Source organism: Streptomyces sp. 8N616, from assembly GCF_052246385.1.
Classification (GTDB): domain Bacteria; phylum Actinomycetota; class Actinomycetes; order Streptomycetales; family Streptomycetaceae; genus Streptomyces.
Window position 1 is genome coordinate 104,302 of sequence record NZ_JBQQBY010000015.1, and the last position, 16,039, is coordinate 120,340.

At 71.4% G+C, this 16,039-nt stretch carries 16 protein-coding genes, 1 tRNA gene and 1 other RNA gene; 8 read left to right on the forward strand and 10 right to left on the reverse strand.

Annotation, left to right across the window (positions count from 1 at the left end):
- Positions 1-5: 5 nt before the first annotated feature.
- The 3 genes from tadA to ACTWQC_RS15950 form a co-directional block, all read right to left on the reverse strand.
- Positions 6-533, reverse strand: coding sequence for a tRNA adenosine(34) deaminase TadA (tadA, locus tag ACTWQC_RS15940; protein WP_443316335.1), 528 nt, complete (start codon positions 531-533; stop codon positions 6-8).
- A 124-nt stretch (positions 534-657) separates the two neighbouring features.
- Positions 658-1,200, reverse strand: a complete 543-nt coding sequence (locus tag ACTWQC_RS15945; RefSeq protein WP_443316336.1) for a tRNA adenosine deaminase-associated protein — start codon at positions 1,198-1,200, stop codon at positions 658-660.
- Positions 1,201-1,353: 153 nt separating this feature from the next.
- Positions 1,354-1,557: a hypothetical protein gene (locus ACTWQC_RS15950; protein ID WP_443316337.1), complete on the reverse strand. Its 204-nt coding sequence runs from the start codon at positions 1,555-1,557 to the stop codon at positions 1,354-1,356.
- Between the two features lie 180 nt (positions 1,558-1,737).
- Here ACTWQC_RS15950 and upp point away from each other — a divergent pair, with 180 nt between their 5' ends.
- Positions 1,738-2,373: a uracil phosphoribosyltransferase gene (gene upp, locus ACTWQC_RS15955; RefSeq protein ID WP_443316338.1), complete on the forward strand. Its 636-nt coding sequence runs from the start codon at positions 1,738-1,740 to the stop codon at positions 2,371-2,373.
- A 151-nt stretch (positions 2,374-2,524) separates the two neighbouring features.
- Here the strand turns inward: upp and ACTWQC_RS15960 are convergent, their stop codons facing one another.
- The 7 genes from ACTWQC_RS15960 to ACTWQC_RS15990 form a co-directional block, all read right to left on the reverse strand.
- Positions 2,525-3,160, reverse strand: a complete 636-nt coding sequence (locus tag ACTWQC_RS15960; RefSeq protein ID WP_443316339.1) for a LytR C-terminal domain-containing protein — start codon at positions 3,158-3,160, stop codon at positions 2,525-2,527.
- A 139-nt stretch (positions 3,161-3,299) separates the two neighbouring features.
- Positions 3,300-3,596, reverse strand: coding sequence for a type II toxin-antitoxin system VapB family antitoxin (locus ACTWQC_RS15965; protein ID WP_003986294.1), 297 nt, complete (start codon positions 3,594-3,596; stop codon positions 3,300-3,302).
- Positions 3,597-3,829: 233 nt separating this feature from the next.
- Positions 3,830-5,338: a M20/M25/M40 family metallo-hydrolase gene (locus ACTWQC_RS15970; RefSeq protein ID WP_443316408.1), complete on the reverse strand. Its 1,509-nt coding sequence runs from the start codon at positions 5,336-5,338 to the stop codon at positions 3,830-3,832.
- 1,047 nt (positions 5,339-6,385) lie between these two features.
- Entirely contained in the window at positions 6,386-6,895 is a 510-nt protein-coding gene (locus tag ACTWQC_RS15975; RefSeq protein ID WP_443316340.1) for a MauE/DoxX family redox-associated membrane protein, read from the reverse strand.
- A gap of 72 nt (positions 6,896-6,967) precedes the next feature.
- Positions 6,968-7,537, reverse strand: coding sequence for an SRPBCC family protein (locus tag ACTWQC_RS15980; protein ID WP_443316341.1), 570 nt, complete (start codon positions 7,535-7,537; stop codon positions 6,968-6,970).
- Between the two features lie 390 nt (positions 7,538-7,927).
- Positions 7,928-8,209 (reverse strand): WHG domain-containing protein, encoded by a 282-nt coding sequence (locus tag ACTWQC_RS15985; RefSeq protein WP_443316342.1) that lies wholly within the window; start codon positions 8,207-8,209, stop codon positions 7,928-7,930.
- Positions 8,209-8,296, reverse strand: a tRNA-Ser gene (locus ACTWQC_RS15990). The genes ACTWQC_RS15985 and ACTWQC_RS15990 overlap by 1 nt, the downstream gene beginning before the upstream one ends.
- Positions 8,297-8,393: 97 nt before the next feature.
- On the opposite strand from ACTWQC_RS15990, the gene ffs reads away from it, so the two are divergent.
- From ffs to ACTWQC_RS16025, 7 genes are all read left to right on the forward strand, one after another.
- Positions 8,394-8,488, forward strand: an RNA gene (ffs, locus tag ACTWQC_RS15995) — signal recognition particle sRNA small type.
- A 69-nt stretch (positions 8,489-8,557) separates the two neighbouring features.
- Positions 8,558-11,092, forward strand: a complete 2,535-nt coding sequence (locus ACTWQC_RS16000) for a DNA polymerase III subunit gamma and tau (RefSeq protein WP_443316343.1) — start codon at positions 8,558-8,560, stop codon at positions 11,090-11,092.
- Between the two features lie 287 nt (positions 11,093-11,379).
- Entirely contained in the window at positions 11,380-11,715 is a 336-nt protein-coding gene (locus tag ACTWQC_RS16005; RefSeq protein ID WP_443316344.1) for a YbaB/EbfC family nucleoid-associated protein, read from the forward strand.
- Between the two features lie 140 nt (positions 11,716-11,855).
- Complete coding sequence (recR, locus tag ACTWQC_RS16010) at positions 11,856-12,455, forward strand: recombination mediator RecR (protein ID WP_443316345.1); 600 nt, start codon at positions 11,856-11,858, stop codon at positions 12,453-12,455.
- The gene (locus ACTWQC_RS16015; protein ID WP_443316346.1) at positions 12,448-13,119 is read left to right on the forward strand and encodes a DUF5063 domain-containing protein; all 672 of its coding nucleotides are present in this window, start codon (positions 12,448-12,450) and stop codon (positions 13,117-13,119) included. Before recR ends, ACTWQC_RS16015 begins: the two co-directional genes overlap by 8 nt.
- 341 nt (positions 13,120-13,460) lie before the next feature.
- A complete protein-coding gene (locus ACTWQC_RS16020) occupies positions 13,461-14,747 on the forward strand; it encodes an aspartate kinase (RefSeq protein WP_443316347.1) in 1,287 nt (428 codons plus the stop codon).
- A complete protein-coding gene (locus ACTWQC_RS16025; protein ID WP_443316348.1) occupies positions 14,744-15,817 on the forward strand; it encodes an aspartate-semialdehyde dehydrogenase in 1,074 nt (357 codons plus the stop codon). The genes ACTWQC_RS16020 and ACTWQC_RS16025 overlap by 4 nt, the downstream gene beginning before the upstream one ends.
- The last annotated feature ends 222 nt before the right edge of the window (positions 15,818-16,039 follow it).

The following is a 16,039-nucleotide window of genomic DNA, read 5'->3' on the forward strand; positions in this document are numbered from 1 at the left end:
AGAGCTTAGCGGACGGGCGGCCGTGCTCCGAAATCGGTATCGATCCGCCCGGTCCGGCGGAAGAAGCCCGTGAGCAGCTCCGAGCACTCCTCGGCCAGCACCCCGTTGATGACCTCCGGCCGGTGGTTGAGCCGCCGGTCCCGTACGACGTCCCACAGCGAGCCGACTGCGCCCGCCTTTTCGTCGGCGGCGCCGTAGACCACCCGCTCGACCCGGGACAGCACGCCGGCGCCCGCGCACATCGTGCACGGCTCCAGGGTCACCACGAGCGTGCAGCCGGACAGCCGCCACGACCCGACGGCCCGCGCCGCCTCGCGCAGGGCGAGGACCTCGGCGTGCGCCGTCGGGTCGCCGGTCGCCTCGCGCTCGTTGTGACCGCGCCCGAGCACCCCGCCGTCCGGACCGAGGACGACGGCGCCGACCGGCACGTCCCCGGTCTCCGGGGCCCGTACGGCCTCGGCCAGGGCCAGCCGCATCGGCGCGTGCCAGGGGTCGCGCAGGGGATCGGGCCGTACGGGGGTCGAGGGGGTCATGGGGACAGTGTCGGTCACGGGTGGGCCAGCGGCGTGCTCCGGGCCGGACGAGGCGGTACGGCCGGGGTGCGGGACGGGCCGCCGGGGTGCGGGCCGCCGGGTGCGGGCCGCCGGCGCAGGCACGTCAGCGGACCGCCTCCAGGACCTCCCCGCACCCCAGCACATCGGCGATCTCGCTGAGCGCGTCACCGTCCAGGGCCATCAGCTCCTTGCTCGTCATCCCCAGGTCTTCGAGGATCTCCGAGTCGCCGATCGGGCCCGGCGGCACGGCGTCATCGGCGGCCGCGGGCTCGTCATCGTCGTCCTCTGGCTCGCCGTCCTCCGTGCCGTCGAGGTCCACCAGGCTGTCGAGGTCCTCTTCCGGCTCGCGGCCGAGCAGCTCGTCCGTGAGCAGAATCTCGCCGTACGAGCTGCGGGCCGCGGCCGCCGCATCCGAGATGTAGATGCGGGGGTCCTCCTCGCCGTCCACCCGGACGACGCCGAACCACGCGTCCTCCTGCTCGATGAAGGCGAGCACCGTGTCGTCGTCGACCGATGCCTCCCGCGCCAGATCCGTCAGATCGGCGAGGGTCTCCACATCGTCGAGCTCTGTGTCGCTCGCTTCCCACCCGTCTTCGGTGCGCGCGAGCAGTGCGGCGAAGTACACCGTGACTCTCCCACTGGTCATAGGCGTTTGCCGGGTCCGGCGGGGCCAGGGGCTTTTCTCCCTCTGGGCCCGCCCACTCGGAATCGTGGCAGAAACGAAGCCATCGCGAGAGGTCTTCCGCTGTGCGTCGTGCACCAGTCCTGCAACCGGACGGCGATCCGGCGGCTGCCCGGGCTACCAGCGGAAGGTCCTCATCCGCATCTGCTGGCGCATCCGGGCCGCTCGGGCCCGCCGCGGCTGCACCCGTTCACGCAGTGCTTTGGCCTCGTTGAGTTCTCGAAGGAATTGGGCGCGTCGGCGGCGCCTCTCCGCGTCGCTCTCCACCAGCGCGGGGTCCGCCGGCGCGGGCTCGCCACTGGGCCGGTTCCGGTCCGGCACGGGTGCCACACCTCCCCAAGCTGGGTCCTTTCGTCCCCCGACCGTGCGGGCGCTGCTGCCCCGTACGGGCGTACGTGCCCACTTTCCCCCGAACAGGTGGTTTGATGCCAGTGCAGCCACAGACTGCGCGGGGGTGATGGGGCGTATGGGGCGCGGCCCTGCTCGGCTACTGTCAATGCCATGCGGACCCACGTCGTCGACCACCCGCTGGTGGCGCACAAACTCACCACGCTGCGCGACCAGCGAACCGACTCCCCCACCTTCCGGCGGCTGGCCGACGAGCTGGTCACCCTGCTCGCGTACGAGGCGACCCGCGAGGTGCGCACCGAGCAGGTCGACATCGAAACTCCCCTGACGACGACGACCGGTGTGCGGCTGGCCCGCCCGCGCCCCCTGGTGGTGCCGATCCTCCGGGCAGGTCTGGGCATGCTCGACGGCATGGTCCGGCTGCTGCCGACGGCAGAGGTCGGCTTCCTCGGCATGATCCGGGACGAGGAGACACTCCAGGCGTCCACGTACGCGACGCGGATGCCGGAGGATCTCTCGGGCCGCCAGGTGTACGTGCTGGACCCGATGCTGGCGACCGGCGGCACGCTCGTCGCGGCGATCAACGAGCTGATCTCGCGCGGCGCGGACGATGTCACGGCGATCTGCCTGCTGGCCGCTCCGGAGGGTGTGGAGGTCATGGAGCGCGAGCTGGAGGGCACGCCGGTCACGGTGGTCACGGCGGCGGTGGACGAGCGCCTCAACGACCACGGGTACATCGTCCCCGGCCTCGGCGACGCGGGTGACCGCATGTACGGGACGGCCGACTAGCCGGCCGCAGCCGGTGAACCGCGGCCGATGAGCCGCGGAAGACCGACCGCGGCCGTTGGCTCGTACGGACGCCACCCGCGCGGCCGTCATCCGGTCAGCGGGCAGGCCCGGCGCGGACGCCTCGGGGCGGGGCCCGTAGGGCGCGGACCGGTCAGCACTTCGCGGACGCCGAGGGCGCCGGGGAGGGGTTGGTCAGAGAGACCAGCGCCTGGTCCGCGGCCTGCTTCTCGGCGAGGGCCTTGAAGCCGTCACCGATGATCAGGTCGACGTCCGCGCCGGTGCGCTTGTCCGCCTCCGTCTCGGTCCCGGGAAGCTGCGTGCCCAGCACCTTGAACGGCCCTTCGGTGGCGTTCGGTGCGCCGAGCAGTATCCCGGTGCCCTTGACCTTCTTGTCGTATGCGACCGGGGCGTTGCCGACCTTGCCGATCTTGAAGCCGCGCTTTTTGAGCTCGTCCGCGGTCTGCTTGGCCAGGCCGGTGCGCTGCGTCGCGTTGTAGACGTTCACGGTGATCTCGCCGGGCTTCGGCAGCGGCCTGGCCTGTGCGCTCGGGCGGCTCTCCGGCTTGTCGCAGCCCGCTGCCTTGCCCGCCGCGCGGGCCTTGCCACCGCCGCCGGTGAACACGTCGATGAGCTGCAGCGTCCCCCAGCCGGCCATCCCGACGGCGGCTGCCGCCCCGATCACGGCGACCGCGATCCGGCGGCGGTTACGGGGCCGGCGCATACGCGGGTACCTGTCACCCGTGATGCGGTACTTACCGCCCATGCCGGGGGGAGTCAGCATGCTCATGAAGCGCAGCGTAATGCGGGTCGGCCGCTCTGCCTACTAGATGATCAACGCGTGGCGCAGAGGCCAACCCAAAAGGGGCAATATGTCGATATTGGGGCGGAAGTATCCCGCTGTCCGGTCCGTGACGGGCCGGGTGGCGTCAGCCCAGCTCAAGCACCCGCGCGTGCAGCACTTGGCGCTGCTGGAGCGCCGCCCGTACTGCCCGGTGCAGCCCGTCCTCCAGATAGAGGTCGCCCTGCCACTTCACGACATGGGCGAAGAGGTCCCCGTAGAACGTCGAGTCCTCGGCGAGGAGCGTCTCGAGATCCAACTGCTGCTTGGTGGTGACCAACTGGTCGAGGCGTACCGGGCGTGGAGCGACATCCGCCCACTGGCGGGTGCTCTCCCGGCCGTGGTCGGGGTACGGCCGCCCGTTTCCGATGCGCTTGAAGATCACACGGAAAGCCTACCGGTCCTGACGCTCCGGGCGCAGCCGTGGCGCAGGAGTGGAAAGGCGGCGAAGTGGATCAAACCGGGAGCGAGTCGGGAGCAAGTCGGGAGCGAATCGGGCGAGTCAGGAGTGGAAGCGACGGCTCCGCCGGAACCACCGGCACGGAGGGCTCGGCGCCTGCGGGAGGGGTCCGGTCGGGGTGCGGGCGGCTCGGCCGGGTTCGGCCGGGTTCGGCCGGGTCACGCGGTGACGGGGTCGTACGGCCCGTGGTCGTCGTGCAGCCCGCCGCCGCTGCCCGCGTCGCCTTCGGTCGGCACGCTTCGCACCGGCTCGCTCAGCGAGCCGAGGTCGTACGCGTACGTGCCGACGGCATCCGCGATCACGTCGACGTTGGTGTCGAAGGCCGCCATGGCGATGTTGGACAGGTCGTCGCAGGCCGCGTGGTAGCAGGCGTCGTACGGGGTGCCCGCGGTGCCGCCGAACTTCGTCGCCTGGGCCTCGGTCTTGATGCCCTCGGCGCCGGTGAACGTGCCGCCCGACGGGATGCCCACCGCAATGAACGGCCCGTAGTCCGAGCGGCCGGTGAAGTCCGTGCCCTCGTGCGGCTTGCCCTGGCGGTCGAGAAAGCCGTTGATCCGCTTCTCGAGCTGGGCAGAGCCCTCGGGGCCCGGGCCCGCGCCCCTGCCGTCCGAGTCGTCGCCGTCGTACACGAACTGGCCGTGGTTCGGCGACGCGATCATGTCGAAGTTGAGGTAGAGCGCGATCTGCTTCCTCTGCTGCTCGCTCAGTCGCGCCACATAGTCCGCGGAGCCGACCAGGCCCAGCTCCTCTGCCGACCACCACGCGAAGCGGATCGTGTTCGCCGGCTTCTGGCCCGTCCTCGCCAGCTCCAGCGCCACCTCCAGCAGCCCCGCCGAGCCCGAGCCGTTGTCGTTGATGCCGGGGCCCGCGGCGACGGAGTCGAGGTGGGAGCCGAGCATCACCGTACGGGCCGGGTCGCCGCCGCGGGTCTCCGCGATGACATTGCGGGTGGTCCGCTTCTCCCGCAGCTCGCGGATGTCGAGCGAGACCGTGACCTCGGCTTTCGCGGACTCGGCGGCGAGCGCCCGGCCGTCCTGCCGCGTGATTCCGCCGGTGGGTATCCTCCCGGCGGCCGGGTCGCCGATCGTTCCGGTCAGCGCGCCCTCGGCGTTGTTGTAGACGATCGCGCCGACCGCGCCGGCGTCGGCCGCGGTGGCCTGCTTCTGGGCGAAGGGGCAGCCGCCGCGCTGGATCAGTGCGATCTTCCCGGTGAAGGACGCCGCGGCGTAGTCACCGGCCTCGCACCCCGGCGTCGCGTCCACCGGCACGGCCGCGACCGGTGCCTTGATGCCGCCTTCGGGGGCGCTCTTGGTGTACGTCATCGCCTTGATGGCGATGTCCCGCGGGCTGGGCGTGAGGACCGAGAGCTTCTCGGCGAGCGTCTCGGTGTAGGTGAACTCGAAGGCGTCGTACGACACCTGGTATCCGGCCTGCTGCAGCTGCCGGTACACGTACGCCGCCGATGCGTCGTGCCCGAGCGTGCCGGCGGCCCGGCTGCCTCCGCCGGAGTCGGCGATGGCCTGGAATCTCTTCAGGTGTCTGTGCGCGTCCTCGGCGGATGATCTCGCCACGAGGGTGCGGGCGAGCTTCTCCGCCGTCGCTGTCTTATCCGGCCGCTCTGCTGCGCTGTCGCCGTGGCGGGCGGCGGCGGGCGAGGCGGTGGCCATGAGCAGCGGTGCGGTGAGCGCGGCGGCTGCCAGCGCGGCTATCGCGCGGCGGGGGTGGCGTACGTCCACGGGAGTCCTTCCGGCAGGCGGGTGGGGCGGGGCTGGTCCGAGTGGGCTCACTGGGAACGTATGTGGCACAGGCCACTTGTGCCTCTTGGGCCACACGGGACCTGCTTCCAGCACCGGAGCAGGTGCAGGGGCTCGGGCAGCTCTCCGGGCTTGGCCGCGCCGGTGTCCGGTGGTGCCGTGGGCGGCTCAGAGGAGGGCGTGCCCGCGGCGCAGCGATGCGGCCGCGGGCGAGGCGGAGCAGGCGGCCGCGGCCGACGAGGTTGTGCAGGACCTTGTGGTGGTCAGGCGGACTTTGCGGCGACGAGGAGCACGTAGCCGATGATGCCGTCGGCCACTGCTGCACGGGCTGCGTCGAGCACGCGCGGGGCGGTGTCCAGGTCCAGGCCCGCGGCGGTGAGGCGGTCGGGGGGAGCCGCTCAGCGTCCCCGGTCGTGAAGACGGCCCGGTCGGCGAGCCCTGATGGCTGGGCCGTCCCTTGGGCGAGGGGGTGTTGGCGGCGGAGTAGTCCACGCCGTCGACCCGTACCTCGTACGTGCCGGCCAGCAACATCACGACCGCCGCCTCGCCCTCGGACTCGACGAAGACGTCCAGCATTCGCGCACACTGCTCGTGGGTGATGGCGTAGCCACCCCCAGACTCCGTCCGGGGGTGCCCCCAGGCTGGTATCCGGAGTCGCCGAAGCAGATCGGGCAGCCCAGGTTGCAGCCGGTGTTGACCTCGATGACGTCCAGGCAGGCGTGCTGCTTGTGCTCCCGGGCAGAGCCCGCAGTCCGCGGGGCAGCCGTCCTTCGCCTCGGTCTGGAACGTCAGGGGGATCGTCCCGGGCTTGTTGAAGCGGGCCGAGGACACGTACTCCTGCGCGTCCCCGTACACCAGAGCCTCGAACTCCGCGTGATCGCGGCAGCGTATTCGCAGAACCGGTCCCGCTTTCGACCCGGCGGTCGGCGCGCGGATGGGTCGGCCGAGCGGGCCGTCTCGTCAACCGTCATTGCTTCTCCGTTTCCGCGACGTCGTGGGGGTTCCCGTTGCCGTTCCCATGGCCTTTCCCGTCGCCGCTGCCGCTGCCATCGCGCGGTGCGGCCGGGACCGGTCGCGGCGGGCACCGTGCAGCAGTACGGCGGCGTAGAGCAGCACCAGCGCGTCCTGGACGAGGACGATCCAGCTCAGCGACTGCGACAGGTACACGCCGAAGCAGCCGCAGTTCTCGACGGTGAGCCCGCGGGCGTACGCCTGCACCGCCAGCGCGCTCCAGATCAACGACACCGCGGTGTACACCCACACCGGAGCGATCGCTCTCGAGCGCGGCCGGGTCAGGAACCAGGTGCCGCAGATCAGCTCCCCGATGATCAGCACCACGGCGAGGGCGGTCGCCGCACCGCCGGCCACCAGCCTGTAGGCGGCGAGGATGCCGGGCATCTCCTCGAAGGAGGCGAGCTGCCCGACCGCCATCGCCGTGAACACCGCGCCCAGCACGGTCCGCAGCACCATGCTCCGACGGTACGCGCCGGTCGGCAGGCTCTTACGTAAGCGCGCTCACCGGCTCCGACTCGCCTTGACCGGTCATCTGCGGGCCGCTCGCCGCTCCGCCTCGTCCTTGACCGACGCGAGCGAGGCCGCCACGGTCTCCTCCCAGCGGCGGGCCACGACCTGCCCCCACCGCTCGCCCAGGCTCCACAGGTCCGTGCCCATCTCGCCCCGGTACTCCAGCCGGGCGCCGGTCTCCTGATCGATGAGGACGAACGACTCGGTCACATGCGGCACGGGTCCGCGCACCAGACGGAAATCGACGCGCTCGGGCCGCGTGAACCGCACGGTCTCCACCGTCGTCGCCGTGATCCGGCCGCCCACGGGCGTGAAATGCGCGGCCAGCACCATGTCACCGCCGCGCTCCAGCACCTCGACCTTCTCGCGCAGCGCGTGGGTGGGGCGGCCCAGATACGGCTGTGCCACGACGTCGAAGACCAGCTCGCGTGGCGCCTGGATGTCGACCGCCCGGGGACCGAGCGGGCGCGTACGCCTGCCTACCCCAAGGTCGACCGGTACGGCTCCGGTCACCAGCCCGAGGTATCCCGCGGCCGCGACCCCGGCACCCGCGGTTGCCGCCACGCCAAGCCGTACCGGCCAGCCCATGTCCCGTCCCTTCCCTTGTCCCTTGAAGACGTGTCCCTTGAAGGTCCCATCCCTCCCTTGACCCGTTCGGCTCCGACGGTATGCCGCCCAGCCGTTACCCGCAGGGCGGGTTGTTCGGACTCGGTCCTCCGCCCCTCGGCCTGCTCGACCTACGCTGGAACAGAGGCCGAAGGGGAAGAGCGGCTATGTGCATCGAGAGGGGCCTGGACAGTGCCACGACCCGCGATGTCCTGACGGGGCAGGTCAGGCGGTTGGAAGCCCGTGCCTCCGAGGCGGAGGCCAGGGGGCAGGCGGGGAAGGCAGCCAGGCTGCGGGCCAAGGCCGAACGCTGCCGGGCCGCGACTCACTCGTCAGGGCGCCATCCACGTCCGGTGCGTCCCCGTGCGTGAGTCAGTGATGGGTCGCGAGGCCCAACGACCCGACCAACTGGGCCAGTTCCTCGCGGTAGAGCTTGTCCGGGTCGAGTGTCTGGGTGAGCAGGTGGCCGTAGATCTCCAGTGAGACCAGGCCGTGCAGGTGGCCCCATATGCGCAGGGCGAGCGCCACGGCGGCAGGCGGCAGGGCGTCGTTCGGCCAGGCTCGCCCGCGCCCGACCACGGCGACTGCAACCAGAGCACGACGAGGGCCCGGACCGTGGAACGGTCCGGGCCCTCGTTTTGGCTGGTCAGCCATGGCGGAGGATACGAGATTCGAACTCGTGAGGGGTTGCCCCCAACACGCTTTCCAAGCGTGCGCCCTAGGCCTCTAGGCGAATCCTCCGCCGGAAACAATACAAGACCGAAAGCAGTGCTCGCGAACCCGTTCCCAGGCCCCCACCCCTGGCCCGCCCACCCCCATCGATCCGCTAAGGTGGGGGTCAGCCCCTCACGCGGCGCTATATCACCGAACTCCCCCAGGGCCGGAAGGCAGCAAGGGTAAGTGAGCTCTGGCGGGTGCGTGGGGGGCCCTTGCGTGCCCGGGGGCCGCGGTGAGGGGTCGCGGCGCGGCCGGTTGTCGGCGGGGGCCGATATCGTCGTAGGCGTGTCGTCCCTTGCGCTGTACCGCCGCTATCGCCCCGAGACCTTCGCCGAGGTCATCGGGCAGGAGCACGTGACCGGTCCGCTGCAGCAGGCGCTGCGGAACAACCGGGTCAACCACGCGTATCTCTTCAGCGGGCCGCGCGGCTGCGGCAAGACGACAAGCGCCCGGATCCTGGCCCGCTGTCTGAACTGTGTGCAGGGGCCGACGCCCACGCCTTGCGGTGAGTGCCAGTCCTGCCGGGACCTGGCGCGGAACGGGCCCGGGTCGATCGATGTGATCGAGATCGACGCGGCGTCGCACGGCGGCGTGGACGACGCCCGGGAGCTGCGCGAGAAGGCCTTCTTCGGGCCCGCCTCCAGCCGCTACAAGATCTACATCATCGACGAGGCGCACATGGTCACCTCGGCGGGGTTCAACGCTCTGCTGAAGGTGGTCGAGGAGCCGCCGGAGCATCTGAAGTTCATCTTCGCGACGACCGAGCCCGAGAAGGTCATCGGGACGATCCGGTCGCGTACGCACCACTATCCCTTCCGCCTGGTGCCCCCCGGGACCCTGCGCGACTACCTCGCCGAGGTCTGCGAGCGCGAGGCGATCCCGGTCGAGGACGGCGTGCTGCCGCTGGTCGTACGGGCCGGGGCCGGGTCCGTACGTGACTCGATGTCCGTCATGGACCAGCTGCTGGCGGGCGCGGGCGAGGACGGCGTGACGTACGCCATGGCGACGGCGCTGCTGGGGTACACCGACGGGTCGCTGCTCGACGGAGTCGTCGACGCCTTCGCGGCGGGGGACGGCGGCGCGGCTTTCGAGGTCGTGGACCGGGTGATCGAGGGCGGGAACGACCCGCGGCGGTTCGTCGCCGACCTGCTCGAGCGGCTGCGCGACCTGGTGATCCTCGCTGCGGTGCCCGACGCGGCGGAGAAGGGGCTGATCGATGCCCCTGTGGACGTGATCGAGCGGATGCAGGCCCAGGCCTCGGTCTTCGGCGCGGCGGAGTTGAGCCGGGCGGCCGACCTGGTCAACGAGGGGCTGACCGAAATGCGTGGCGCGACGTCGCCGCGGCTGCAGCTGGAGCTGATCTGCGCGCGCGTGCTGCTGCCCGCGGCCTTCGACGACGAGCGCTCCGTACAGGCCAGGCTCGACCGCCTTGAGCGGGGCGCCGCGCTCGCGGGCGGCCTGTCAGGGGCGGGGGCCGGTCCCGCCATGGGGTACGTCCCGGGGCCGGACGCTCACGCCGCACCGCCCCAGGCGGCCGCCGGTCCTACGGGCCCGGCCGCGGCCCGCGCGGCTCTGCCACCGCGTGGCGGGGCGGCGGGCGGCGCGACAGCGGGCGGGGCGGCGGCTGCGGCGGGGGCGCAGCCTCCGGCCGGCCCGGAAGCACAGCCGCCTGTCGATGCCGGGGCGGCTGGTCAGGCCGCCCAGCGAGCCCAGGCCGGGGCCTGGCCCGCGGGCGCGCAGCCGGGGACTCCGGCGGCCGGGGCTTCTCCTGGTGCGGGGCAGCAACCCAGCGGCCAGGGCGGTGAGGGCGCTGAAGGCCCGGGCGGCCAACAGCCCGGCGCGTGGCCAGGCGCGGGGCCCGCTGACGGCCCCGCCGGGCACGGCGGTCCGAGCGGCGGTGCGGGGATGCGGCCCGGCGCGTGGCCTGCGCGTGCGCAGTCGGCCCCTGCACAGTCGGGCGGTGCGCCGGGCGGGGAGGCGTCGCAACAGGCAGGCGGTACTGGGGGCGACAACGCCGCAGCGCAGCCCGGCGCGTGGCCTGCCGGTGGGTCGCAGACTGCGGGGGCTCCGGCGGGCAGTGCTGCAGGAGCGGGCGGACAAAGGCCGGGCGCGTGGCCTGGTGGCAGTGGGGCATCATCGGGCGGTGCATCGGGGTCCGGTGCGCCCGCGGCCCAGTCGGGTCGGCCCGCCCAGCCGACTCAGCCCGCTCCCACCCCTTCTCCCGCTGCAGGCGGCCCCGCCCAGGGTGCCCTGCAGATCCGGCAGATGTGGCCCGACATCCTCGAGGCGGTCAAGAACCGGCGCCGCTTCACATGGATCCTGCTGAGCCAGAACGCCCAGGTCGCCGGGTTCGACGGCACCACCCTCCAGCTCGCCTTCTCCAATGCGGGCGCACGGGACAGCTTCGTCGGCGGCGGCAGCGAGGACGTGCTGCGGCAGGCCCTCAGCGAGTCGCTCGGCGTGCAGTGGAAGATCGAGGCGATCGTCGACCCGTCGGGCGGCGCGGCCGCGCAGGGCGGTGCGCCCGCGGGGCCGCGGCCCTCCGCTCCGGCCCCGCAGCCGCCCCCGTCCGCACGGCCCGCGGCGCCCCAGTCCACCCCCGCCCCCGCCGCGCGGCCCGCGGCTCAGGCTTCGGCCCCCGAGCCGAGGCCTCGCCCCGAGGCCAAGCCCCACCGCGAGCCGGAGCCCCCGCCGGTCGCGCCCGAGGACGACATGCCCGCCGAGGACGACCCGGACCTCGACGACACGGCCCTGAGCGGCCACGACCTGATCGTCCGCGAACTCGGCGCGACGGTCCTCGAGGAGTACACGAGCGAATAGGGGCCGCTATGCCGCTGCCCCGCTACGCCGCTGCCCCGTTACGCCACCGCCTCGCCACACCGCGTAACCGGCAGCCCGGCAACCCCTGAGAGCACGCCTCAGCCACCAAGGCCGCGGCCTCACGCACGCCCTCCGCACGCCCACACATACGCCCCCAACCCCCGCCCCATAGCAGGCGACCCCGCCGGGCCGACTCCTCCGCACGGCGTACGGCGCGGGGTCCCCGGAGCACGTAGGCTCGGGCTACCGAAGAAAGAAGAAAGTCGTCGAACGCCAGGAGCGAAGCCGTGATTCCCGGTGGTGGGCAGCCCGATATGCAGCAGTTGCTGCAGCAGGCCCAGAAGATGCAGCAAGACCTCGCCGCGGCCCAGCAGGAACTGGCCGAGACCCCAGTCGAGGGCTCCTCGGGCGGCGGCCTCGTCAAGGCCACAGTGACCGGTACCGGAGAGCTCCAGGGCCTGGTCATCGACCCGAAGGCCGTGGATCCTGAGGACACGGAGACCCTCGCGGATCTGGTTCTCGCGGCCGTACGGGACGCGACCGGCGCCGCGCAGGAACTCCAGGAGCAGAAGCTGGGCCCGCTCGCCCAGGGCCTCGGCGACATGCCGGGACTGCCCTTCTGAGCGTGAGCGCGAGGGCGCCAGAGCGTGTGAGCGCGGCGAGGGCGTGCGAGCGTGCCGAGCCCTGTGAGCCCGTACTGATCCGGTCCTTAGAACGGATCAACTAGCGTACGTAGCGGGAAAGAAGAAGGAGACGGCGTTCCGTGTACGAAGGCGTGGTCCAGGACCTCATCGACGAGTTGGGCAGGCTGCCCGGCGTCGGTCCCAAGAGCGCGCAGCGGATCGCCTTCCACATCCTCCAGGCCGAGCCCGCCGACGTCCGTCGGCTCGCCCACGCGCTGACCGAGGTGAAGGACAAGGTCAGGTTCTGCGCCGTCTGCGGAAACGTTGCGCAGGAGGAGCGGTGCCGGGTCTGCCAGGACCCGCGCCGCGACCCGGCGGTGATCTGTGTCGTCGAGGAGCCCAAGGACGTCGTCGCGATCGAGCGGACCCGTGAGTTCCGCGGTCGCTACCACGTACTCGGCGGGGCGATCAGCCCCATCGAGGGCGTGGGCCCGGACGACCTCCGGATAAGGGAGCTGCTGGCCCGGCTCGCCGACGGCACCGTCACCGAGCTCATCCTGGCCACCGACCCGAACCTCGAGGGGGAGGCCACGGCCACCTACCTCGCACGCATGGTCAAGCCCATGGGACTGAAGGTCACGCGACTGGCCAGCGGGCTCCCTGTCGGGGGAGACCTGGAGTATGCCGACGAGGTCACGCTGGGCCGTGCCTTCGAAGGGAGACGACTTCTCGATGTCTGACGCCACGCTCCACGACGCCAAACAGGACCCGGACGACTTCGCGGTGCAGATCGCCGACCAGGTCGAGAGCTTCATCGTCGCCGTCACGGAAGTGGCGAAGGGCGACGAGCCCGGCAGCGCGATCCCGTACCTCCTGCTCGAGGTGTCCCAGCTCCTCCTCGCGGGCGGCCGGCTGGGTGCGCACGAGGACATCGTCCCGGACGAGCGGTACGAGGCGGACACGGGCCCGGAGCCGGACGACGTCGACGAGCTGCGCGAGCGCTTCGCCGCCCTGCTCGACCCCGCGGACGTCTACTCCGAGGTCTTCGACCCGTACGTGCCGCGCAGCGCGCCCGTGGCCTGCCGGATCTCCGACGACCTGGCGGACATCATCACGGACCTGCGGCACGGCATGGCCCACTACCGGGCGGGCCGGGTCACCGAGGCCCTGTGGTGGTGGCAGTTCTCCTACTTCTCCAACTGGGGCCCCACCGCGTCGGCCGCGCTCCGCGCCCTCCAGTCGCTGCTGGCCCACATCCGTACGGACAGCCCGCTGGACGAGCTCGACGGCCTGGACACGGACGAGGCCGCGGCGGCGGACGACGGGTCGCTCGAGGAGGAGGCGGGCCGCGTGATGGCCGCCGAGATCGCCGCCCCGCTGGGGCTGAAGCCGGCTCGCCGGTAGCCAGCGGCCGTACCCACGGGCCGCAGCCACAGGCCGTACCCGTTGGTCGTACCCGCCCGCCTCCATCAGCGGCTCACCAGCACCGATCAGCACCCGTCAGCGCCCGCGGCGAGCACCCGGTCCGTGTGAACTGAATTACGTTCCCGTGTGCCTCGCCCGGCAGCGGGCAGGGGCCATCGCGGAGCGGGCACGGCGGTTGAGAGCTCTTTCGGTGATCACGTAGTGAGCATTGCGTCTCACGATGTGATACAGGGGTAGTTCATTCCGCCTGCTCGTTAGACTGAGCCGACCGAAGGATCCTGATTCGGGTCCCCGGAAAGACAGAGTTGCGAGGAGCGCACGTGGGCCTTGTCGTGCAGAAGTACGGCGGCTCCTCCGTTGCGGATGCCGAGGGCATCAAGCGCGTCGCCAAGCGGATCGTCGAAGCCAAGCGAACCGGCCACCAGGTGGTCGTCGTGGTCTCGGCGATGGGTGACACGACGGACGAGCTGATCGATCTCGCCCAGGAGGTATCTCCGATGCCTGCCGGGCGCGAGTTCGACATGCTGCTGACCGCCGGAGAGCGAATCTCCATGGCGCTGCTGGCGATGGCGATCAAAAACCTCGGACACGAGGCGCAGTCGTTCACCGGCAGCCAGGCGGGAGTCATCACCGACTCCGTCCACAACAAAGCGCGGATCATCGACGTCACGCCGGGCCGTATCAGGACCGCGTTGGACGAGGGCAACATCGCCATCGTCGCCGGCTTCCAGGGTGTGTCCCAGGACAAGAAGGACATCACCACCCTCGGACGGGGCGGGTCCGACACCACCGCGGTGGCGCTGGCCGCCGCGCTGGACGCCGAGGTGTGCGAGATCTACACCGACGTCGACGGGGTCTTCACCGCCGACCCGCGGGTCGTGAAGAAGGCCCGCAAGATCGACTGGATCTCGTTCGAGGACATGCTGGAGCTCGCCAGCTCCGGCTCCAAGGTGCTGCTGCACCGGTGCGTGGAGTACGCACGCCGATACACCATCCCGATCCACGTGCGGTCGTCGTTCTCCGGCCTCCGCGGCACGTGGGTCAGCAACGAGCCGCACGAATCGCACGGACAAGGGGACCAGCCGATGGAGCAGGCGATCATCTCGGGGGTTGCCCACGACACGTCCGAGGCCAAGGTCACGGTCGTCGGCGTCCCGGACAAGCCGGGCGAGGCAGCGACGATCTTCCGGGCCATCGCGGACGCCGAGATCAACATCGACATGGTGGTGCAGAACGTCTCGGCGGCCTCCACCGGCCTCACCGACATCTCCTTCACCCTCCCCAAGAACGAGGGCCGCAAGGCCATCGACGCGCTGGAGCGGGCGAAGAGCGCCATCGGCTTCGAGGCGCTGCGCTACGACGACCAGATCGCCAAGATCTCGCTCGTCGGCGCCGGCATGAAGACCAACCCGGGCGTCACCGCGACCTTCTTCGAGGCGCTGTCGAACGCCGGGGTCAACATCGAGCTGATCTCCACCTCGGAGATCCGGATCTCCGTCGTGACCCGCGCCGACGACGTCAACGAGGCCGTCCGCGCCGTGCACACGGCCTTCGGTCTCGACAGCGACTCCGACGAGGCCGTCGTGTACGGGGGTACGGGCCGGTGAGCGCCGCACCCGCGCCGGCGCCCAAGCCCACCCTCGCCGTCGTCGGCGCCACCGGCGCCGTCGGCACGGTCATGCTCGGCATCCTGTCGGAACGCGCCGACATCTGGGGCGAGATCCGGCTCATCGCCTCGCCGCGCTCGGCCGGCAAGAAGCTCACCGTGCGCGGTGAGGAGGTCGAGGTCATCGCGCTGAGCGAGGAGGCCTTCGAGGGCGTCGACGTCGCGATGTTCGACGTGCCGGACGAGGTCTCGGCGGAGTGGGGGCCGGTGGCCGCGGGCAAGGGCGCGGTCGTCGTCGACAACTCCGGCGCCTTCCGGATGGACCCGGACGTGCCGCTGGTCGTGCCCGAGGTGAACGCGCACGCCGCCCGGGTCCGCCCGCGCGGCATCATCTCCAACCCCAACTGCACGACGCTCTCGATGATCGTCGCGCTGGGCGCGCTGCACGCCGAGTTCGGGCTGAGCGAGCTGATCGTCTCCTCGTACCAGGCGGTCTCCGGCTCGGGCAAGGAGGGGGTCGACACCCTCCGCGAGCAGATCTCCAAGGTCGCCGGTACGGAGCTGGGCACGCAGCCCGGTGACGTGCGCCGTGTGGTCGGCGAGCTCGGCCCGTACCCGGCGCCGATCGCCTGCAACGTGGTTCCCTTCGCGGGCTCGCTGAAGGACGACGGCTGGTCCTCCGAGGAGCTGAAGGTCCGCAACGAGTCCCGCAAGATCCTGGGGCTGCCGGACCTGCGGGTCACCGCGACCTGCGTCCGGGTGCCCGTGATCACCACGCACTCGCTGACCGTGCACGCGCGGTTCGAGAACGAGGTCACGGTCGCCAAGGCGCACGAGATCCTCTCCACCGCGCCGGGCGTGGTGCTCTACGACAACCCGGCCGAGGGCGAGTTCCCGACGCCGGCGGACGTCGTCGGTACGGATCCGACCTGGGTGGGCCGGGTGCGGCGCTCCTTGGACGACCCGAACGCGCTCGAGCTCTTCGTGTGCGGCGACAACCTCCGCAAGGGGGCGGCGCTGAACACCGCCCAGATCGCGGAACTCGTCGCGTCCGAGTTCGCCGCGGCCTGAGAAGATCCGCGGCCGCTTCACCGCGTCTGTGAAGATTGTGTGAGCAAGTCGTTGGTCCGTACCACTTGATCTGCGGCCTTGGTCTGTTCGACTATTTCGCTCCCCGCCTACTGCAACCGGCAGTTGGGCGGGGAGCGTCTTTGCTGCCGTCGATCAGAGTCGCTGTGACAAATGGGGCATTCAAGAAAGAATGGTGCGCATGGGGGCATTTAATCCGTCGTC

Coding starts and splice junctions, on each gene's coding strand:
- tadA (WP_443316335.1), bottom strand. CDS start 533: ATGACCCCCTCGACCCCCGTACGGCCCGATCCCCTGCGCGACCCCTGG.
- ACTWQC_RS15985 (WP_443316342.1), bottom strand. CDS start 8,209: ATGGCTGACCAGCCAAAACGAGGGCCCGGACCGTTCCACGGTCCGGGC.
- upp (WP_443316338.1), top strand. CDS start 1,738: ATGCGGACCCACGTCGTCGACCACCCGCTGGTGGCGCACAAACTCACC.
- ACTWQC_RS16015 (WP_443316346.1), top strand. CDS start 12,448: ATGTCTGACGCCACGCTCCACGACGCCAAACAGGACCCGGACGACTTC.
- ACTWQC_RS15960 (WP_443316339.1), bottom strand. CDS start 3,160: ATGAGCATGCTGACTCCCCCCGGCATGGGCGGTAAGTACCGCATCACG.
- ACTWQC_RS15980 (WP_443316341.1), bottom strand. CDS start 7,537: ATGGGCTGGCCGGTACGGCTTGGCGTGGCGGCAACCGCGGGTGCCGGG.
- ACTWQC_RS15970 (WP_443316408.1), bottom strand. CDS start 5,338: ATGGCCACCGCCTCGCCCGCCGCCGCCCGCCACGGCGACAGCGCAGCA.
- ACTWQC_RS15975 (WP_443316340.1), bottom strand. CDS start 6,895: ATGGTGCTGCGGACCGTGCTGGGCGCGGTGTTCACGGCGATGGCGGTC.
- ACTWQC_RS15945 (WP_443316336.1), bottom strand. CDS start 1,200: ATGACCAGTGGGAGAGTCACGGTGTACTTCGCCGCACTGCTCGCGCGC.